Source organism: Thermosynechococcus sp. B1, from assembly GCF_030322985.1.
Taxonomy (GTDB): domain Bacteria; phylum Cyanobacteriota; class Cyanobacteriia; order Thermosynechococcales; family Thermosynechococcaceae; genus Thermosynechococcus.
The window spans coordinates 2143885-2161213 of sequence record NZ_CP096573.1 but is presented as its reverse complement, the minus strand read 5'-3'; the positions used below and the strand labels follow the sequence as shown (position 1 = coordinate 2161213).

Here is a 17329-nt window from a genome sequence, read left to right as displayed (position 1 = left end):
CAATTGCTACGAATAGGAATTGTGTTGATTCAAATAATAAGCAACAGCGGTAGCGATCTTAGAATTGCCATCAAGATCAAGCGGTGTGGGGTCTAAAGGCGGCTGAGGTTCCGCTGCCAAAAAGTGCCAGTGGCCACCAAAAAATTCTTCATGACTGAGGATCTGATGGTAGTGATGAGCCTGCAATCCGGCCACTAAAATTGGCCCCTCGGCAAAATCATCACGACGAATCGTTGCCACCGGTACCCCCAAGCGACAGGCCTCCGCGTAGGTGCCATAGCCGGGCTTGGACACGACTCGACCACAGAGAGGCATCACATCCAGCGGGCGGAGTTGACGGCCACAGAGCTTCAGTAGGTTTGGCAGATCCTCTGGTGCAGCCCCATCGAAGGTGAGAAACTGCCAATCGGGAAAGTCCTTGAGGGCTTCATAGGGAATGGCCTGCAGGCTCAACCCGCCAAAGGTCAACAAAACCGTGCGATCGCGGGGAGTGGTGAGGCCAAGGCGCTGCCGCAACTCCTCTGGTTCAAAACGCGGTTCGGCTCCCGTCAGTCCCACGGGTTCTTTGTGGGGAAAAGCATTGAGGGGTTCAGCAAAGGGCAGTTGAAACAAGCGATCGCACCCGCTATAAAGATTACTCACCCAATCCGCAATCTCGCTAAAGTCATCGCCAAAGGAGCGATAGATAAAATCCCAGCCAAAGTTACTAACCATCCAACAGGGCACCCCCGCTGCATGGGCGATCGCCACCGCCAAAGGGGGAATATCCGCTAGCACCAACTGTGCCCGATTTTGCTGAATAAAATCTGCCTCGGCGTGGATCAACTCAGGGGCTGCCGCCTGAAGTTCCAAGAGCTTGGCACGGGTTGCGGGCAAATCCATTTGCAAACTATCGGCTTGCACGACCCCCAGATCAAGGGCACGGGGACGATGAATAAACTCCCCCTCCAGATTCGCCTGCAACAACCAATAGGGAGCTGCCGTCACGATCAGTGGCAAGAGATCAGGCACTTGGCGGCGAATGGCATTCACCAGCGCCGTTGTCCGCGCCACATGACCAAAGCCATGATTGGTGATTGCTACGTAGAGGGTTGGTCGAGCCACAGCAGTGTTCCTGCCAAAACCGATGCAATCTTAACATTTGTAACAACCCACCATGGAGGTTGCTAACTGCTTTTTTGCGCAAGAGGGCAACAGCGGGATTAACTAGGACATGTCCTTGGGTTTAGCCCTCTACAATGTATTGAGTTTATTCTATTTGATTAACATATAAGATAGATTTATTGTCGGTATTTATAAACTTGTGTTGCTTTTTATGAAGATATGTAACATACTGTTGACTAGGAGGCAGAGATAACCCTAGCGACAGACTAGACATTTAACATCTCTGAAGCGATATGACCTACACCACCGATACGCGTTTCAATCCCACCACCCTAGCCACAGCGGTTCAAGAGGTAACCACTCTCTTTAACTGCCTGAGCGTGGATGACAAGTTGGGACTCCTGTGGTTTATCTACACAGAAACGGGTCGTTCGATTACAGCCGCCGCCCCCGGTACGGCTCGCCTACAACTGGCGGAAGGGCTGCTCAATCAGGTCAAAGCACTCAGTTTTGATGATCAACTTCAATTCATGCGCGACTTGGTGGCCAATGTGGACACCCCTCTCACCCGTGCCTACGGTGTCTTTAGCCCCAACACCAAGCTCGCCTTCTGGTATCAACTGGCAGAACTGATGAAACAGGGGTTTGTGGTACCTGTGCCCCCCGGTTATACCCTCAGCCGCGATGCCGATCGCGTGTTTGCAGCCATCAAAGCCCTTGACTTTGGTCAGCAGATTACTGTCCTGCGGAATGCAGTGGTCGCCATGGGTGTGGATCCACTTGCCGTCTAATTGAGATGCCATGGGTTACGCAAGGGGGCAGCTCGCTCCCTTTTTTTGTCTCGATTCAAACCACTGAGGAACTGCAACCATGACCCATCTTGTTCAAGGAAGTCCTGTTCTCGGCATTGATGAACCGACGCTGATCGCCTATTTTGCTGCCCTCAATGAGGAACGCTACGAAGATGTGGCCGCCCTGTTTGCTGAGGCGGGAGTTCTCTATCCGCCCTTTGAGGATGCTGTCATTGGCCGCGGGGCGATCGCCCATTATCTCCACCTTGAAGCCGTGGGTATGCGGGCAGAACCCCTTAAAGGAGAACTACTAAGCACAGAGGGCACAGAACGTCGCTACCGCCTTGTGGGTAAAGTTACACTCCCCCTTTTTAGCGTCAATGTGGCTTGGCAATTTGGCCTCAATGCTGAGGATCAAATCACATTTGTGAAAGTGGATTTGCTGGCAACCTTGGAGGAACTCCTCAACTATCAGCCTCTACGTCAGCAGCGCTAGGGCGACCGGGAAACACCTCGGACTCTAAGGCCTCCACGCGATCGCGCAAATTGTGGAGAATGCCCGAATGACTCAGGCGCACCGCTGCCAACTGTTCCCGTAGGCGATCGTAGTTTTCGGGCAGTTGTTGGCGCAGATGAATCACTTCACGGCTGAGGGCATTCACCCGTCGCTCTAGATCCGCCAGCCGTTCAGGCAAATGCTCCGCTTGAATATAAAACTTGCAGACAATGTCAACAATTGCCGCTTCAAGGCTAGTAAATTGATGCTCCCGCTGATAGGCATACAGCCAACTGAGAACATCGGGCGGTAAATGCTCCGTAATTTCCGACTCAGAATTCACGATTCTATCCTGTGGCAGGCTGTACTTCTATTTTGTCGCTTTAGGGAGAGCAGTGGCGAGAGGGTCGAAGCATCGGAATGGACACCTGTAGTCAGGCAAGGCCACTGCCATTAAGTAAAAACTTGGGAGGCGTCAGCCAAAAAAGTTGACTATTACCAAGGGGATCGGTTTCTGGAATCAGCAGGCCAATAATGCCGGCTTTCTTGAGCTGGAGGTGTCCCAAGGCTTTACCACAGATGAGCAGTTCGGTCCAGTGACTGAGATTGGGTTCATGACCCACCGCTATAAGGGCACCCTCATGGTCTTGACGCCAGTGGCTGAGCCAATGGAGCCAATCTAGCAAACGACCGCTTGGAGCCAACAGGTCAGAAATCATCAGATCGGGGGCAACCCCCACTTCAAGGAGAATTTCTGCCGTTTGCCGTGCCCGCACCAGTGGGGAGGAGAGAATCAGTTCTGCCTCAATGCCTAGATCAAGTAACCGCCGCGCAATCTGCTGGGTTTTCTTTTCGCCTTTGGCCGTCAGGGGGCGATCGCTATCACTGCCTTCAAACACTTCCCGTTCGACCGCGATTCCGTGGCGGAAAAAAAGGACTGTTAGCTCCGTCATAAAGACCTAAAACTTGATTACTACGAACAGTGTCTTACTCCGTACCGTGGAGGACATTGTTCTTCGGATTGACGAGGTGGAGGAGCTTCTGCTTAATCTGCGTATCGTAAACGCTCCACTTGAGTTTAGCGTATTCTGGATTCTCATTGAGACCCGACAAGAAGCCCACGGGAATTTCAAAACCGCCGGCTTGGGAGCGACCCCCACCAAAGAAGCGTCCTTGGCGATCCTTACCAAAGGCCTCTTTGATAAATTCGTCGGGGTCAAGGGTAATTTTTGTTGTGCGCAGCGAACCGATAATCAGTTCCACCTCTTCGTCTTCGTCGTGGACAAGGCCATAGACAACGGCAGTGTGGACGTTCTCTTCAGTCACAAGGAAATCCGCCGCTTGGGGAATGGCATCGCGGTCTTCGTAGCGGATATAGCCCACGCCAGAAATTGAGAAATTGTTGTGAATGGAGCGGTTTTTCAGCGATCGCTCGATCACATCCATCACCTGCTTCGAGCGGTGGGACTGCAAAATGGTGTTCAGCAGTTGATAATCAATAAAACGACTCAGGAAGGCGGCTGCGAGAAAGTCCTCTTCTTTGGCTTGTTTGAGGCAATCGGTGTCAGAGCGCAGGCCATGCATCAGAGCCGTGGCACATTTCACGTGAACTGGGTTGCTACTGTCGAGGGTGAGTAGCCCCGCTTGCAGGTATTGGGTAAAGATGGTAGCCGTGGCGCGGGTCGTGGGTCGAATGTCTGTAAACTCGGCTTGAATGGCTTCTTGGAGACTGTGGTGATCAATGATGGCGATCGCCGGCAGGCCTGCCTCCTGTACCATGGGCAGCAATTGACTGGTGGTGCCTTGGTTGTCAATGAGAACGTAGCCTTGGTAACAGGTACAATCCCGCTGATCTTTATTTTTCGTACCTTGCACGGCCCAGCGCACAAGGGGCATCCCCGTCAGCCGCACTAGGGTGATATTCTCCTGATGGCTCAGGGCACCGGCGTAGGCAATATCGCACTGAATCTCAAACTGCTCAGCAATGAGTTTATAGGTCCATGCCGAAGAGAGGGCATCGGGGTCAGGAAAATCTTGGAGAATAATCAACTGCCGCGTACCGCGATGGCGTTCCAACATTTGCCGCAGCGCTTCGGCACGGGGGTCACTCAAGCGAACTTCCGCCTTGGCCAATTCTGTAGAGGTCGTCTCCGATTTCACCAGTGCGTTACCATTCAGTTCAGGATGAGTGGAACCGACGTCACTGGCAGCGGGGTCACTGAGTTCAAGTGGATAGGGAGATTGCATAGTTGTTTCAGCGTTGGATAACAGGGTTGAACCCAATGGGGAACGCGCAGAAGATAATTGTCGTCACCATACCGTCAACGACTCTATCTCGATCTTGGCAGATATTTTATCGTTTGGCATCCCCCCTTGGACAGCGGTTGCGCCAGTGGCGATCCTCCCCTGCTTGGCAGCCTTTAGCTTTTACTTTAGCGATCGCCCTTTTGGTCGCGGGAACCCACAGTGTGAAAGCGCAGCAGGTCTGGCGGGGCAGTGAATCCGTCCCCCTGCAAAGAGCCTATGCCGACTGGCAGCAAAAGCACATCCTCTATTTGGGTGAAACCCACGATAGCGTGGCCGATCATCAGGCACAACTGCAAATTTTGCAGGAATTGCAACGGCGGGGTCGCCCCCTAGCGATCGCCCTTGAAATGATTCAGCGTCCCTTTCAAGCCGCCCTCGATGCCTACATTGGCGGTGAAATTACCGAGATGGAATTGCTGGAGCAAACCCAATATGCCCAGCGCTGGGGCTTCCCTTGGTCGCTGTATGCACCGATTTTTCGCTTTGCCAAGGAGCAGCAGATTCCCCTGATTGCCCTGAATACGCCCACCGAAGTCACCCGCCAAGTGGCACGCCAAGGTCTAGAGAGCTTAGGGGAAGATGATTTTCGCTATATTCCACCCCTAGCAGATATTGACTTGAGCAACACTGCCTATCGCGATCGCCTGCAGGAGATTTTTGTTGCTGCCCATCAAGGGATGAGCCACAGGATGAATTTTGACTTCTTTTACCAAGCTCAAGTCCTTTGGGATGAAACGATGGCCAAAGTCATTGCTAAACAGCATCAGCGGCATCCCGATCGCCTGATTCTGGTGCTGACGGGGCGGGGTCATGTTTATTTTGGCGATGGCATTCCCCAACGGGTACAGCGACGGCTGGCCCCCAACCTCCGCCAAGCCATTATCCTCCTCAACCCGACAGCAACGGAAAAAGCCAAACCCCGCATTGCCGACTGGTTCTGGCAAAATGATCCCTCTCTCTAAACCTAATCAGCCAAGCCATGTTCAAGGGCAAAGCGCACGAGTTCTGTGCGGCTACTGGTACCGGTTTTCACAAAGAGGCGACTGACATACTTTTCAATATTGCGAACACTGGTATTCAGTTGGCTGGCAATTTCCTTATTCATCAGACCCTTGACCACCAGTTGCAGCACACTGGCTTCGCGGGGGGTGAGATCCAGTTGAATTGGGGGAGCCGTGGGATTGCGTTTGCCCTGTTGGACGAGCATTGCCCGCAGTTCGGCAATTTGTTGAGCTAAATTGGCCAGATTGGGTTCTCCCTCATCGCGAGCAGCCGCTTGCCGCCGCAGCAGATTTTTGATAATGGCCACCAGTTCATCGGGGTCAAAGGGTTTGGCTAGGTAGGCATCACAGCCAGCATCATAGCCTTGGATGCGATCGCGCTTCATGCCCCGCGCTGTGAGGAAGATAACGGGAATATGGTTGAGATGGGGTTGTTGGCGCACTGTTTCCAAAAAGGCATAGCCATCCATCTGCGGCATCATAATATCCGTAATAATCAGGTCGGGTACATTGGTTTCTAGATACTCCAGAGCCGCTTGACCATTGGCCACCGCTGTCACCTCAAAGCCACTGTCCTCTAAATAGGCCGTTACCGCCTCGCGCACCCCCGGCTCATCATCCACCAGCAATAATTTTGCTGTCATTGGCTGTCTCCTATGCCAGTAGGACTTAATTTACAGCCCTTTTCACACGGATGGAATACGCTCAGTCAGTGCTCATCTGTGTACCCCAGAAAAGGACTGTATTTATGCTCTAACATAATTGGCAGTACCTAGGTGGAATAATTGAATGGCGATTATTGCGCTGCGGGCATGGTACCTACCGCAGTATGAACCCCTCGAACACATCGAGCAACGTCCCCACGATCTACGGCTCAACAAAAGTAGCTTGCTGAAAACGGCACTGCGGGCAGATTTTCTCGATGACTTAGAAACGGTGCAGCGTTCGGAGTGGTTTCAACGCTATCGCCTTGGGGAAACCGTGGAATTTTATATTGAGGGGAGCGGCAGCTATACGATCGCCAACATTGATGTTCTCAGTCATGAAATCTATTTCATCAAGAGCGATCGCCTGAGTTACTTGGAACCGACCCTCTTTTTCAGTCCCGCCGATAGCCCCAGTAGTGACGAGATTCGCACCGCCCTCAAAGCATTTGTGACCAATACCCCTAGTCGCTTCCCCTTGGAACTGGTCGAAAGCCCACGCTCAGCCACGGCTCCTCTGCGTCTGGATAGTCCCGTGATCACCCAATTGCGTCGCTCGCTCCTGTTTGTTGCCGATGGCACAGCGGTTGAGAATGGCCAGTTGTCCACCATGATTGCCCTAGAACTCGGCTACGCCCTTGCCAGCAAACGCCGCAATCAAATCCTTGTCATTCAGCAGGAGCACCCCAGCCAGCGGGCGCCTCTTCCCATTGAAGTTCCCAGTCGCCAGCGCCTCATCTATAGCCATTCCCAAGAGCTAGCCGAGAAGTTGCCCACCGTGCTGCAAACGCTCCTAGAACCTTTTGATTTCCATTGATATTTGCATAGGGAAGCCCGTTTCGGGAATAACCTGACCGTTAACGAACGAGATCGTAGAGCAGGTGGGAAGGAACTCCTGCTGCCAAGAGAAGGCGCGGTAGAGTGGGCAGGACACGACAGCAATGCCGAATGAAATCATGGATCCACCGTTGCAAGGTTTCGACTTCATAGTTGGTTAAAAGTTGATCGTGGGGCGTGAAGTTACGGTTGTGGAACTGCTCCACTTGAATTTGCGCCAGCCAGCTTTCACGGGGTCGTGTCAATAACCAATAGTTAGTGACAATCATTTTGCCAAGGTAGCGTACCGTTACTTCTGTAATTCGCCGACAGTATTCATAGTAATCAGCAAGGTTTGTCGATTCATGGTTTACGCTAGGCACAGGAATCTGCTCTTGAGTTTCCGCAACCTGACTAAAGAAAGACATCAAATCTGTTAAGGCACTGTGGGAGACAGGAAGTTGAATACCAATGAGGTCAAAAATTTTCTGCTCAATCTGTTGAAGCTGGTGAGTTTGATGTGGTTCGTTAACTTTTATTTTTTGATGTAACTCAATGAGAAATTCTAATTGATTCAGTTGTGGATAGGTTAAATGATCTAGATTAATGTAACGCTCTAGGTATTCTTCCTCAATGCCCAGTGGGTGTGTGTCACGGGCAACATAGGATTGAATGGCGGGATGCTCTGCCAGTAAGCGCCGCATATAGTAGCGAGTGACTGGAGAAATATTCATAGGGGGAACCCTCACAGTTAGGACGGGACATAGCAGCAAAAGGGAGAGAGGCACGTGACATGCACGTACTTTCAGATGTGTAAGAAGTTAAGTCAATGATGAATACTTAATACTTGTTTAACAAACGCAGGGACTAGGGAAGCAAGTTAATATAACGAAATAGTTATTCAAAAAAACTAATCATCATCAGGGAAACACCAATTACTTTAGTTTTACAGGTTAATTTAAGGTATTTAAGTGAAAGACAACCCTAACTGCCTTGAATGAAACATGTTTCTGTTATAAATGCTGAGATCTGAGATCGTCAAGTATTGCTTGATACAAATAGTTTTTGCGTCACCATTCTGTAACATAGCCGCTACGTGACACTGCAAAATTTAAGAAATCGTTTACATTAGTTCATATTGAGCCTAAATTTGGTAGCTAAGGCTACAAATGTTGTCAATAAAGCTGTAATAATAATTTGATTTTTTTATATTCTGATTACAACTCTTTACATTAATTTTTATTAATTGCAGCAGCTCCATTTCTATCCACAGACGGGGATCATTCATCCCCTTGGTTGTAGGGTTGATCGGCAAAGATACAGTCAGAAAATTTCTGGGGCGATCGCGAGTGGCCTGCCAATGCAGCAATGGTATCCGCTGTTCCGAGAAATCAGCGATGATTGTCTTACCCTTGATGCTGTTTAACCTCTCATCTCGTTATTGAGCCGCCTATGCTTGCTGTTTATCCTGGAAGCTTTGATCCCATTACCCTAGGGCACTTGGACATTATTGAGCGGGGTGCTCGTCTCTTTAGTGAAGTGATTGTGGCGATCGCCCACAACCCACAAAAAAAAGCCCTCTTTAGCGTCAGCCAACGGATCAAACAAGTAGAGGCGGCTACCGTTCACTTAAAAAATGTGCGGGTGGATACCTTTGATGGCCTGACCGTTGAGTACGCGCGATCGCAACAAGCAACAGTTCTTCTGCGGGGGCTACGGGTTCTGTCGGACTTTGAATACGAGCTGCAGATGTCCCACACCAATAAAAGCCTCTGGCCAGAGATTGAGACCGTGTTCCTCACCACGTCCAATGAGTATAGTTTCTTAAGTAGTAGCTTAGTAAAAGAAATTGCCCGATTTGGCGGTAATGTTCGTCATCTAGTACCAGCCACTGTTGCAAAGGATTTAGAAGCATGCTTTACTCAAACGCCGATCCCATCTCAACGACCACTGGAGTAAATGAAGCGCTTGATGTCCCTTCCGTACCGCTGCAACTCCTGCAACAATTGGAAAAGCTGGAAGAACTCCTAATTCTCGAAGGGACGAAGATCCCGCTGACCGGCCGCAAACTCATTGATGAAGAGCAGATCCTGAATCAGCTTACCCACATTGAACAGGCGATCCCCGAATCATTGAAGGCCGCACAGCGGATTCTCAATCAGCGGGATGAGATCATTAAACACGCCCAGCACCGCGCCCAAGAAATTATCCGTGCCGCAGAGCAACGGGCTGCCCAAATTGCCGATGAACTGCGGATTCGCCAGCAGGCAGAACTCGAAGCCCAGAAAATTCGCCAGCAGGTGCAGCAAGAGGTGGAGTTTATGCGCCAGCGCGCGATCGAGGAAATCAATCTGCTACGGCAAAACACAGAAAAAGAACTAGCCCATCTGCGCCAAGTGACCCGCCATGAATGTCAAGAGCGGCAACAGGAAGCGGATGCCTATGCCGATCGCACCCTTGCGGAAATGGAACGCCAATTCAAGGAAATGCTAGCGGTGATTCAAAATGGGCGCCAATACCTCAAGCAGCACCAAGCCCACCGTCAACCCTAGGAAATACCCCAATTCAATTGTCACGCTAGCGGGCTTTCACAGGCTCTAGGGTAAAGAACGTTTGAAAAATTTGCGTATCCACCTCATTCATTTGCTGCTGCAAGTGATCGAGGAACTCGTGCATGCCTTGGCCAATAATTTCATCAATCGTCAAATAGTCCAGTTGCGATCGCAGGCGTCCCAGTTGGCGTTCCACGGGCTGGTGCCAGCTCCCTAAGGGCGTTCCTGTAATTTTGTAGAGGGATTTTTCCACCTGCAACAGACAAAAGCGGATCGCGCGGGGAAACTCGGCATCGAGAATCAAAAACTCTGCGACCCCTGCGGGTGTAATCCGATGCGAACCCCGTTTACGATACATCTCATAGGCACTGGCGGACTTGAGGAGCGCAATCCAACCCAATTCATCAATGGGTGTGCCCACATCTTCCACTGAGGGCAACAGCAGATAGTATTTCACATCAAGAATCCGCGAGGTTTTATCGGCTCGCTCCAGTAGCCGCCCCATTTGACCAAAGTGCCACGCTTCATTGTGGCTCATCGTACTATCCATCACGCCGGCAAAAAGGTGACTGGCCTGTTTCACTTGCTCCAAAAAGCTGGCAATCTCCAATTGATCCGGGGCTTTAGCCGCCTCCCGCACCATCGTATAGAAGGCATTCACCTGCTGCCACATTTCTGAGGAAATCACCTCGCGAATGGATGTGGCATTCTCCCGTGCCGCCCGCAGACAGGAGATGATCGAGTTGGCATAGGTGGTGTCAAAGGTGAGGAACTGAATCACATTTTCAGCCGTGGCCGTGCCATAGTGTTCCTGAAAAAAGGACAAATCCCCCGTTGTTAGCACTAGGGGATCCCATTGACCTGAAAGACTCGTGGGCAGATCCAGCAGCATGTTCAAGTTGACATCAACAAAACGAGCAATATTCTCTGCCCGCTCAATGTAGCGATTTAACCAATAGACCGCATCGGCAACACGACTTAACATATACTGGCAAGCATTCACTCTCTGCCCACCCTAGCAACCTTTTCCCGTCCTGAGTATATGCAGCAAACCCGTCTTAATACCCTGCTTGATCGTCTAGGCGCTGGGATTCAGGAGCAGTTAAAAAATCCGTGGCGACGGCTAGCGACACTGACTATTGCCTTTCTTTTTGGGGTGTTCTTGGGCTTGGCCATTTCCTCGAGTGCAGGTCAATTGGGCTATTTAGATATTGTGGCCTCGAGCATCGTAGCAATTATTGCTGAAGTGATTAGTGCCTTGTTCTATAGCGATCGCTGGAAACTGCGGCAAACTCTCTTTGGTCAAATTCTCAATGCCCTGAAGTTTGGTCTGCTCTATGGCTTGTTCCTCGTTGCCTTCCTTCTGGGAAGTTAGTTGCTGATTACCTCGATCAAGTTTACTGGGGACTTCTGAATGAGTATTGCTGCAATTTTAATCGCCATTCCCGACAATGAACCGCCAACAGACCTTGAAGCGCTCATCGTAGCTGCAGAGGAAGGAGACTTACCCAGTTGCATCCTAGAAACTGCATGGCACGGTCTGCAAACGACCCTAGCAAAACGTTTTGACCCAGAGGCAATGGCTGCTGCCCACATCTATCCTGCTTCTCTTTTTAGCAAACCAGCAGGGGGCAGGAATACTCATTTACTGTGATTAGCCGAGGCTGGCATTCCCTTGTCACTCCCATATTTAAGAAAAGGGCTGTAATTTGAGTACAATAGTGTGATGCCAACGGCGGCTTGCCCTGTTGGTACGGCGTTTACCCTAGGTTGATCACTGCCTACTATGGTTCAAGAGCGTAGTCTGCCCTCTTTGTCCATTCCCCAAACCACGATTACCCGTGAGCAGGGGTTAATGCTCTATGAAGATATGGTACTGGGGCGCACCTTTGAAGATAAGTGTGCCGAAATGTACTACCGAGGGCGGATGTTTGGCTTTGTCCACCTCTACAACGGTCAAGAGGCAGTCTCTACAGGTGTGATCAAGGCGATGCGTCCCGATGATTACGTCTGCAGTACCTATCGCGATCACGTTCATGCCCTGAGCGCCGGTGTTCCTGCCCGTGAAGTGATGGCTGAACTCTTTGGCAAGGCAACGGGGTGTAGCAAAGGCCGGGGCGGCTCAATGCACCTCTTTTCTGCCAAGCATAATCTCTTGGGGGGCTTTGCCTTTGTCGCTGAGGGGATTCCAGTCGCAACGGGGGCAGCATTTCAGACGATGTACCGCCGTCAGGTGATGGGCGATGCCAAAGCCGATCAGGTCACCGCCTGTTTCTTTGGCGATGGTGCCAGCAATAATGGCCAGTTCTTTGAGTGCTTGAATATGGCGGCACTCTGGAAATTACCTATTCTTTTCATTGTAGAAAATAACAAGTGGGCGATCGGTATGGCCCATGAGCGTGCCAGTTCCGAAACAGAAATCTACAAGAAGGCCAAGGTCTTTGGCATGGTAGGTGAAGAAGTGGATGGCATGGATGTGCTGGCGGTGCGTACAGTGGCTGAGGCGGCGATCGCCCGTGCCCGTGCCGGAGAAGGCCCCACCCTCATTGAAGCGTTGACCTACCGTTTCCGGGGGCACTCCCTTGCCGATCCCGATGAACTGCGCTCCAAAGAAGAGAAAGAATTTTGGCTGAAGCGCGATCCCATCAAAAAGCTGGGTGCCTACCTCGTGGAGCAGGAATTGGCCACTAGCGAAGACCTGCGTGCCATTGAGCAAAAAGTACAGGCAATTGTTGATGATGCTGTGGCCTTTGCCGAGGAAAGTCCTGAGCCTAAGCCCGAAGAACTCTACGACTACATCTTTGCAGATGAATAGGTTGGGCCGCTCCTAGCAAATAACCAAACATCTAGGAGCGTTCGAGGTATCGCACCGTTACTAAGTAAATCGCATCGCCCACACAGTAGCCTGCTAATACATCACTCACCCAGTGGGCACCTACATAAACAGAGCTGATGCCCATTAAAATCATCAGGGCGATCGCTTTCATAGGGAAAAGCCCTTTGCGACTTTAGTTGTAGGAGTATGTCAAAATGGAGTAAAGACCTAAATTCGGTGAAAAACCCGAACAGTAACTACGATAGTCACTAGAATGAAAGGAGCTTTCCCCAGAACCTTGGCATGTTGTTGACTCCTCCTTTATTTGCTTGGCTGGATGGTCTCTGGGATGGGGTATTCTCCACCCAGGGGATTATGATCATGCTGCTGATGGGCTACGCAGGGGCAATGTGGCTCTTTTTGTCCAGTGCCCCCAAAGTCTATACGATCATGGTTTCGGATCTAGAGCACGCGCGGCAGTTCTACGAGCAGGAGTTGCATTTGCCGATCGCTGATGTACCGCTGCACTACTACTACAACTATGAGCAAACCCTTGGCGTGGCTTCGATGGATCCGCTCTATGTGCCCTCGGCCTTGAGCTACAGCAGCCCCAAGCGCCCCAGCCCTAGGGATGGGTTGTGGTACCAACTCAAGAAAAATACGCAACTGCATGTCATTAGTGGTGCCAGCAAGGGGGAACGCAACCGTCAGCGCCATGTCTGTTTTGACCGTGAGTGCCTCGAGCTCCTATTGCTGCGGATTCAGCGGCGGCAGTTGCGCTACAAAATGCGCAGCGATCGCCCCCTCAATTTCCTTGTTAAGGACTACGACGGCACTGTGATTGAAATGGCAGAAATTTCAGCGCGGCCATGACAGACCTCCAAGAACTCCCTAGTCGTGGTCATCTCTTGACGGAGCAGATCAATCCCGCCAGCCAGAATCTGGATCAGCTCACTCCCTTGGAACTAGTTGATCTTTTTAATCAGGAAGATGCCCAGACGCTGCGGGCGATCGCCCAAGCCCGCGAGGCCTTAGCCCAAACCATTACCGCCACAGCAGCCCGCCTTCGCCAAGGGGGACGCCTCTTCTACATTGGTGCCGGCACCAGTGGTCGCTTGGGAGTTTTGGATGCTGCCGAATGTCCGCCCACGTTTTGTACACCGCCCCATTTGGTTCAAGGCATTCTGGCTGGCGGTGAGGCTGCCCTTGTGCGCAGTTCTGAAGGCCTTGAAGATTGCTACGAAGATGGCGCTGCCGTGGTGGGCGATCGCCAGATCACTGCCCAAGATGTCTTGATTGGGATTACCGCTGGCGGAACCACTCCCTATGTCCATGGGGCACTGGATGCAGCGCAAGCAGTAGGGGCACTTACGGTCTTTATGGCCTGTGTTCCCTCGGATCAGCTACAGCGGGCTGCCGACATTGACATTCGCCTGTTGGTGGGGCCTGAACTCCTTGCCGGATCCACCCGTTTGAAAGCCGGTACTGCCACAAAGATGGCATTGAATATCATTTCCACGGGAGTGATGGTGCAGTTGGGCAAAGTCTATGGCAACCGCATGGTGGATGTAGCCGTCAGCAACCGTAAGCTTTTGGATCGTGCCCTGCGGATTCTTACGGATCTCACGGGAATTGATCGCGCAGCAGCAGCAGACCTTCTCGAACGCAGTGGCTACCAAGTGAAGCGTGCTCTGCTCATGTACTGGACAGGACTGGACGCCCTTGCCGCTCAAGCTCTACTCGATCAACACAATGGCCAACTGCACGCGGCCAAAAGTACTGCCCTGAATCCCTAGATGCCCACTTTGAAGCCAAGACCGCGATTATTACGCGGCTCTTCAAACTGCCTGTACACCTTTGGATCGGGGCGAGTAGGCACAGGCGAAATCTCTAGGCTGTTTTCAATCTCTGCCATATTACTCGCAGGTTGGACAGCATTGGGGTTTGCCGTAGGATCGGGGGCTGATTGCAGTGCCGATCGCAAGTCGGGGCTAACTTGAATCGTGCCAATGGCAGCGGAATTAGCAAAGACAGGTACAGCAGGCAGCATACTGGCAATTACTATCCAAGGGATTGAGGAGAAACGCATAGTAAAGAATCCTCAAGGGGGTTAGAAATTAAGCACTTAAGAACCCCTAACTGCGTTGGGAGTATTCTCTATGTTTTCTATTTTAGGGCAGCTACCTCTCCCTTGGTTGCCGCAAAGGATACCCCCTGTAGTGGCAAGATAACAATAGGACGGAGAGAGAGGGATTCGAACCCTCGGTGAGTTGCCCCACACAGCATTTCCAGTGCTGCGCCTTCGACCACTCGGCCATCTCTCCACGTTTAGGCAGTTCTACTATCCTATCAGAAGTCCTGTGTCTCTGCTGCATCCCATTGCCCAAGCCAGTTTTGCCATCATTGATCGCGAGATCGGTCCTCACCCTTTTGATGCCCCAAGCTATGCGATTTTGCGGCGAATTATCCACAGCACAGCAGATTTTGAGTTTAAGAACCTGCTGGAGATTTCGCCGGGGGCGATCGCCCACATCACACAGGCCCTGCGCTCAGGTGTGCCGATTATTACCGATGTGGCCATGGTCAGGGTCGGCATTCAAACCATGGTCAGCCGTACCTTTCAGAATCCAATTATTACCGCCCTCGACGATGGCAGCCACACCGCCCCTAGTCAAACCCGCAGCGAAGCAGGGATGATCCGCGCTTGGCAACAGTGGCCCTATGGCCTGTTTGTGGTTGGGAATGCGCCAACGGCGCTCCTTGCCCTGTGCGATCGCCTGCAACAAACCCGTGTACCGCCGGCGGGCGTCATTGGTGTCCCCGTTGGCTTTGTCAATGTTGTAGAGTCAAAAGCAGCCCTTGCCCAACTGCCCGTGCCTCAAATTCGCGTTGCCGGTCGCAAGGGGGGGTCGCCTGTGGCGGCAGCGATTGTGAATGCCCTACTGGAGTTGGCCGATAGTGAGGAGTCAGCGTGACCCCGATTCATGTAGTCGGCATTGGCCTAGAGGGGCTGGCAGGGTTGGGGGCAACAGTTCAGGAAATTATTCGCACAGCGACGCTCTTGGTGGGGAGCGATCGCCATCTTCAGTTGATTCCCCATGGAGACGCCCCCCGCTTGTCTCTACGAGACTTTAACGCCAGTTTCAAGGCGATTCAAACCCACTTGGCAACAACCCCCGACCCCCAAGTGGTCATTCTCACCAGTGGCGATCCCCTGTTTTACGGCTTGGGACGCTGGCTCCTTGAAGTTTTTACCCCGGATCAGTTGACGTTTCATCCCCACCTCAGTGCGGTGCAGTTGGCCTTTAGTCGCCTCAAGCTCCCTTGGCAGGATGCCGTGATCTACAGTGCCCATGGTCGCGATTTAGCGGGGTTGGTGCCGCTGTTGCAGCGGGGGGTGGAGAAAATTGCCATCTATACCGATGGTGAGGCTAATATTGCTGCCATTAGCCGCTTATACCAAGCATTGCACCTGCCTGTGTCCTATCGGGCGTGGGTGTGTCAGGCCTTGGGTAGTGCAGAGGAAGCCATTCTGCCGTGGGACTTAGCCCAACCGGTGACAACGCTTCCGCCGGTACATCCGCTGAATTTGGTGGTGCTCCTGCGTCAACCCCAGCACCTACCCCCTCGGGAACAGCCCGTTTTTGGCTTAGGGGATGATCAATTTTTCACCTTTGGCGATCGCCCCAGCCTGATGACAAAGCGGGAAGTGCGGGTATTGGCCTTGGCGGAACTTGCCCTCACCAGCACTGTTGAAACCGTTTGGGATATAGGCGCCGGCACCGGCAGTGTCGCTGTGGAAATCGCCCGCCTTGCTCCCCAAGCCACCATCTATGGGATCGAGAAAACGGCGATTGGCTGCCAACTGATTGAGCGCAACCGCAAGGCTTTTGGTTTGACCAATCTGATCCCAATCCAAGGGGCGGCTCCCCAGAGCCTCAGTGGCTTGCCGCAACCGGATCGCGTGTTTATTGGCGGCAGTGGTGCCCAATTACTGGCCAATCTTGACTATTGTTGGTCACACTTGAAAGCTGGCGGCCGGGTGGTGCTGGCGATCGCCACCCTTGAACACCAAGGCCAAGTTCTCCACTGGTGTCAAACCCAGCAAATCAGCCCGCAAGTGCTACACGTGCAACTCAGCCGCTCCGTTCCCTTGGGTCAAGGCCACCGCCTCCATCCCCTCAATCCAGTCACCCTCATCACCCTGAGTCAGGGGTAAAAATAGCCATCGGGATAAACCGTGGTGCGATCGCACACCGCAGCCGACAGATCAACACCCGTTGCCCGAAAAAAATTACACCGCTGTACCTGTGCTGCCGTTAAATCTGCCTGCTCTAAATTGGCCTGTTGCAGGTTGGCCCCTTGGAGATTCGCTTGTCGCAAATTGGCATAGCGCAGATCCGCCCCCTGAAGATTAGCGCCTTGCAGGTTTGCCCGTTCCAAATTGGCCGATCGGAGGTTGGTGCGGACAAGGTTGGCTCCTTCAAGATCTGCTGCCGCAAGGTTCGCTTGATACAACTGAGCATCCCCTAATTCACTGTGGCGTAGATTGGTGGCAGTCGCTTGAATTCGATTCAACTGGCAATAGGGCAGATAGGCATTCTCCAGATCACTGTCACTAAAATCGGCATCGCTGAGATTGGTGTCAAAAAGGCTCAGACCCGTCAGATCGCTGCCCCGAAAATCTCGTTCCCCCGCTGCATAGGCTGCCAATAGTTCCTCATTGCTGAATTTGGCCATAAT

At 52.1% G+C, this 17329-nt stretch carries 23 protein-coding genes and 1 tRNA gene; 13 read left to right on the top strand and 11 right to left on the bottom strand.

The genetic code is table 11. The annotated features are described in order from the left end of the window. Positions 1 to 6 precede the first annotated feature (6 nt). Entirely contained in the window at positions 7 to 1104 is a 1098-nt protein-coding gene (locus M0644_RS10745; RefSeq protein WP_149820717.1) for a glycosyl transferase, read from the bottom strand. Positions 1105 to 1397: 293 nt separating this feature from the next. Here M0644_RS10745 and M0644_RS10740 point away from each other — a divergent pair, with 293 nt between their 5' ends. Continuing rightward, a complete protein-coding gene (locus M0644_RS10740; RefSeq protein WP_286625668.1) occupies positions 1398 to 1895 on the top strand; it encodes an orange carotenoid protein N-terminal domain-containing protein in 498 nt (165 codons plus the stop codon). 79 nt (positions 1896 to 1974) lie between these two features. Then, entirely contained in the window at positions 1975 to 2391 is a 417-nt protein-coding gene (locus M0644_RS10735) for a nuclear transport factor 2 family protein (RefSeq protein WP_149820714.1), read from the top strand. On the opposite strand, the gene M0644_RS10730 is transcribed toward M0644_RS10735, so the two are convergent. The 3 genes from M0644_RS10730 to M0644_RS10720 all read right to left on the bottom strand — a co-directional run bounded on the left by M0644_RS10730 (position 2360) and on the right by M0644_RS10720 (position 4638). After that, positions 2360 to 2734 (bottom strand): hypothetical protein, encoded by a 375-nt coding sequence (locus tag M0644_RS10730; RefSeq protein ID WP_286625667.1) that lies wholly within the window; start codon positions 2732 to 2734, stop codon positions 2360 to 2362. The two genes, M0644_RS10735 and M0644_RS10730, sit on opposite strands and share 32 nt — an antisense overlap. A 91-nt stretch (positions 2735 to 2825) precedes the next feature. Then, positions 2826 to 3344 carry a phosphohistidine phosphatase SixA gene (sixA, locus tag M0644_RS10725; RefSeq protein ID WP_149820710.1) on the bottom strand — a complete coding sequence of 173 codons (519 nt, stop codon included), beginning with the start codon at positions 3342 to 3344 and terminating at the stop codon, positions 2826 to 2828. A 34-nt stretch (positions 3345 to 3378) separates the two neighbouring features. Then, on the bottom strand, positions 3379 to 4638 hold the full coding sequence (locus M0644_RS10720; protein ID WP_149820708.1) for a bifunctional oligoribonuclease/PAP phosphatase NrnA: 1260 nt from the start codon (positions 4636 to 4638) through the stop codon (positions 3379 to 3381). A gap of 113 nt (positions 4639 to 4751) precedes the next feature. Between M0644_RS10720 and M0644_RS10715 the strand changes: the two genes are divergently transcribed. Beyond that, complete coding sequence (locus M0644_RS10715) at positions 4752 to 5660, top strand: ChaN family lipoprotein (protein WP_286625666.1); 909 nt, start codon at positions 4752 to 4754, stop codon at positions 5658 to 5660. Positions 5661 to 5662: 2 nt separating this feature from the next. Here M0644_RS10715 and M0644_RS10710 read toward each other — a convergent pair whose 3' ends face one another. Further along, positions 5663 to 6343, bottom strand: coding sequence for a response regulator transcription factor (locus tag M0644_RS10710; RefSeq protein WP_149820706.1), 681 nt, complete (start codon positions 6341 to 6343; stop codon positions 5663 to 5665). Positions 6344 to 6488: 145 nt separating this feature from the next. Here M0644_RS10710 and M0644_RS10705 point away from each other — a divergent pair, with 145 nt between their 5' ends. Next, positions 6489 to 7220: a hypothetical protein gene (locus M0644_RS10705; protein ID WP_149820705.1), complete on the top strand. Its 732-nt coding sequence runs from the start codon at positions 6489 to 6491 to the stop codon at positions 7218 to 7220. A 40-nt stretch (positions 7221 to 7260) separates the two neighbouring features. Here M0644_RS10705 and M0644_RS10700 read toward each other — a convergent pair whose 3' ends face one another. After that, entirely contained in the window at positions 7261 to 7953 is a 693-nt protein-coding gene (locus tag M0644_RS10700) for a hypothetical protein (protein WP_286625665.1), read from the bottom strand. Between the two features lie 718 nt (positions 7954 to 8671). Between M0644_RS10700 and coaD the strand changes: the two genes are divergently transcribed. Together coaD and M0644_RS10690 are read left to right on the top strand one after the other, a co-directional pair. Next, positions 8672 to 9178 carry a pantetheine-phosphate adenylyltransferase gene (coaD, locus tag M0644_RS10695; protein ID WP_149820703.1) on the top strand — a complete coding sequence of 169 codons (507 nt, stop codon included), beginning with the start codon at positions 8672 to 8674 and terminating at the stop codon, positions 9176 to 9178. Further along, a complete protein-coding gene (locus M0644_RS10690; RefSeq protein ID WP_286625664.1) occupies positions 9133 to 9771 on the top strand; it encodes an ATP synthase F0 subunit B in 639 nt (212 codons plus the stop codon). The genes coaD and M0644_RS10690 overlap by 46 nt, the downstream gene beginning before the upstream one ends. Positions 9772 to 9796: 25 nt before the next feature. On the opposite strand, the gene M0644_RS10685 is transcribed toward M0644_RS10690, so the two are convergent. Continuing rightward, positions 9797 to 10756, bottom strand: a complete 960-nt coding sequence (locus M0644_RS10685) for an alpha-E domain-containing protein (RefSeq protein ID WP_190278071.1) — start codon at positions 10754 to 10756, stop codon at positions 9797 to 9799. Between the two features lie 57 nt (positions 10757 to 10813). Between M0644_RS10685 and M0644_RS10680 the strand changes: the two genes are divergently transcribed. The 3 genes from M0644_RS10680 (at position 10814) to pdhA (ending at position 12586) form a co-directional block, all read left to right on the top strand. Then, a complete protein-coding gene (locus M0644_RS10680) occupies positions 10814 to 11146 on the top strand; it encodes a DUF565 domain-containing protein (protein ID WP_286625663.1) in 333 nt (110 codons plus the stop codon). Positions 11147 to 11185: 39 nt separating this feature from the next. Continuing rightward, positions 11186 to 11425: a hypothetical protein gene (locus tag M0644_RS10675; protein WP_286625662.1), complete on the top strand. Its 240-nt coding sequence runs from the start codon at positions 11186 to 11188 to the stop codon at positions 11423 to 11425. Between the two features lie 132 nt (positions 11426 to 11557). Beyond that, entirely contained in the window at positions 11558 to 12586 is a 1029-nt protein-coding gene (pdhA, locus tag M0644_RS10670) for a pyruvate dehydrogenase (acetyl-transferring) E1 component subunit alpha (protein ID WP_149820695.1), read from the top strand. Positions 12587 to 12617: 31 nt separating this feature from the next. On the opposite strand, the gene M0644_RS10665 is transcribed toward pdhA, so the two are convergent. Continuing rightward, positions 12618 to 12758: a phosphatase PAP2 family protein gene (locus tag M0644_RS10665; protein WP_149820693.1), complete on the bottom strand. Its 141-nt coding sequence runs from the start codon at positions 12756 to 12758 to the stop codon at positions 12618 to 12620. Between the two features lie 131 nt (positions 12759 to 12889). Here M0644_RS10665 and M0644_RS10660 point away from each other — a divergent pair, with 131 nt between their 5' ends. Both M0644_RS10660 and murQ read left to right on the top strand, forming a co-directional pair. Further along, positions 12890 to 13459, top strand: a complete 570-nt coding sequence (locus tag M0644_RS10660; protein ID WP_149820691.1) for a glyoxalase-like domain protein — start codon at positions 12890 to 12892, stop codon at positions 13457 to 13459. After that, a complete protein-coding gene (murQ, locus tag M0644_RS10655; RefSeq protein WP_286625659.1) occupies positions 13456 to 14382 on the top strand; it encodes an N-acetylmuramic acid 6-phosphate etherase in 927 nt (308 codons plus the stop codon). The genes M0644_RS10660 and murQ overlap by 4 nt, the downstream gene beginning before the upstream one ends. Here murQ and M0644_RS10650 read toward each other — a convergent pair. Both M0644_RS10650 and M0644_RS10645 read right to left on the bottom strand, forming a co-directional pair. Next, positions 14379 to 14675, bottom strand: a complete 297-nt coding sequence (locus M0644_RS10650; protein ID WP_286625658.1) for a hypothetical protein — start codon at positions 14673 to 14675, stop codon at positions 14379 to 14381. The genes murQ and M0644_RS10650 overlap by 4 nt on opposite strands. A 150-nt stretch (positions 14676 to 14825) precedes the next feature. Next, positions 14826 to 14910 (bottom strand) — tRNA-Ser (locus M0644_RS10645). 36 nt (positions 14911 to 14946) lie between these two features. On the opposite strand from M0644_RS10645, the gene M0644_RS10640 reads away from it, so the two are divergent. After that, positions 14947 to 15561, top strand: coding sequence for a cobalt-precorrin-8X methylmutase (locus tag M0644_RS10640; RefSeq protein ID WP_149820685.1), 615 nt, complete (start codon positions 14947 to 14949; stop codon positions 15559 to 15561). After that, complete coding sequence (cbiE, locus tag M0644_RS10635; protein ID WP_286625657.1) at positions 15558 to 16805, top strand: precorrin-6y C5,15-methyltransferase (decarboxylating) subunit CbiE; 1248 nt, start codon at positions 15558 to 15560, stop codon at positions 16803 to 16805. Before M0644_RS10640 ends, cbiE begins: the two co-directional genes overlap by 4 nt. Here the strand turns inward: cbiE and M0644_RS10630 are convergent. Further along, entirely contained in the window at positions 16796 to 17326 is a 531-nt protein-coding gene (locus tag M0644_RS10630) for a pentapeptide repeat-containing protein (protein ID WP_149820681.1), read from the bottom strand. The two genes, cbiE and M0644_RS10630, sit on opposite strands and share 10 nt — an antisense overlap. Between the last annotated feature and the right edge of the window lie 3 nt (positions 17327 to 17329).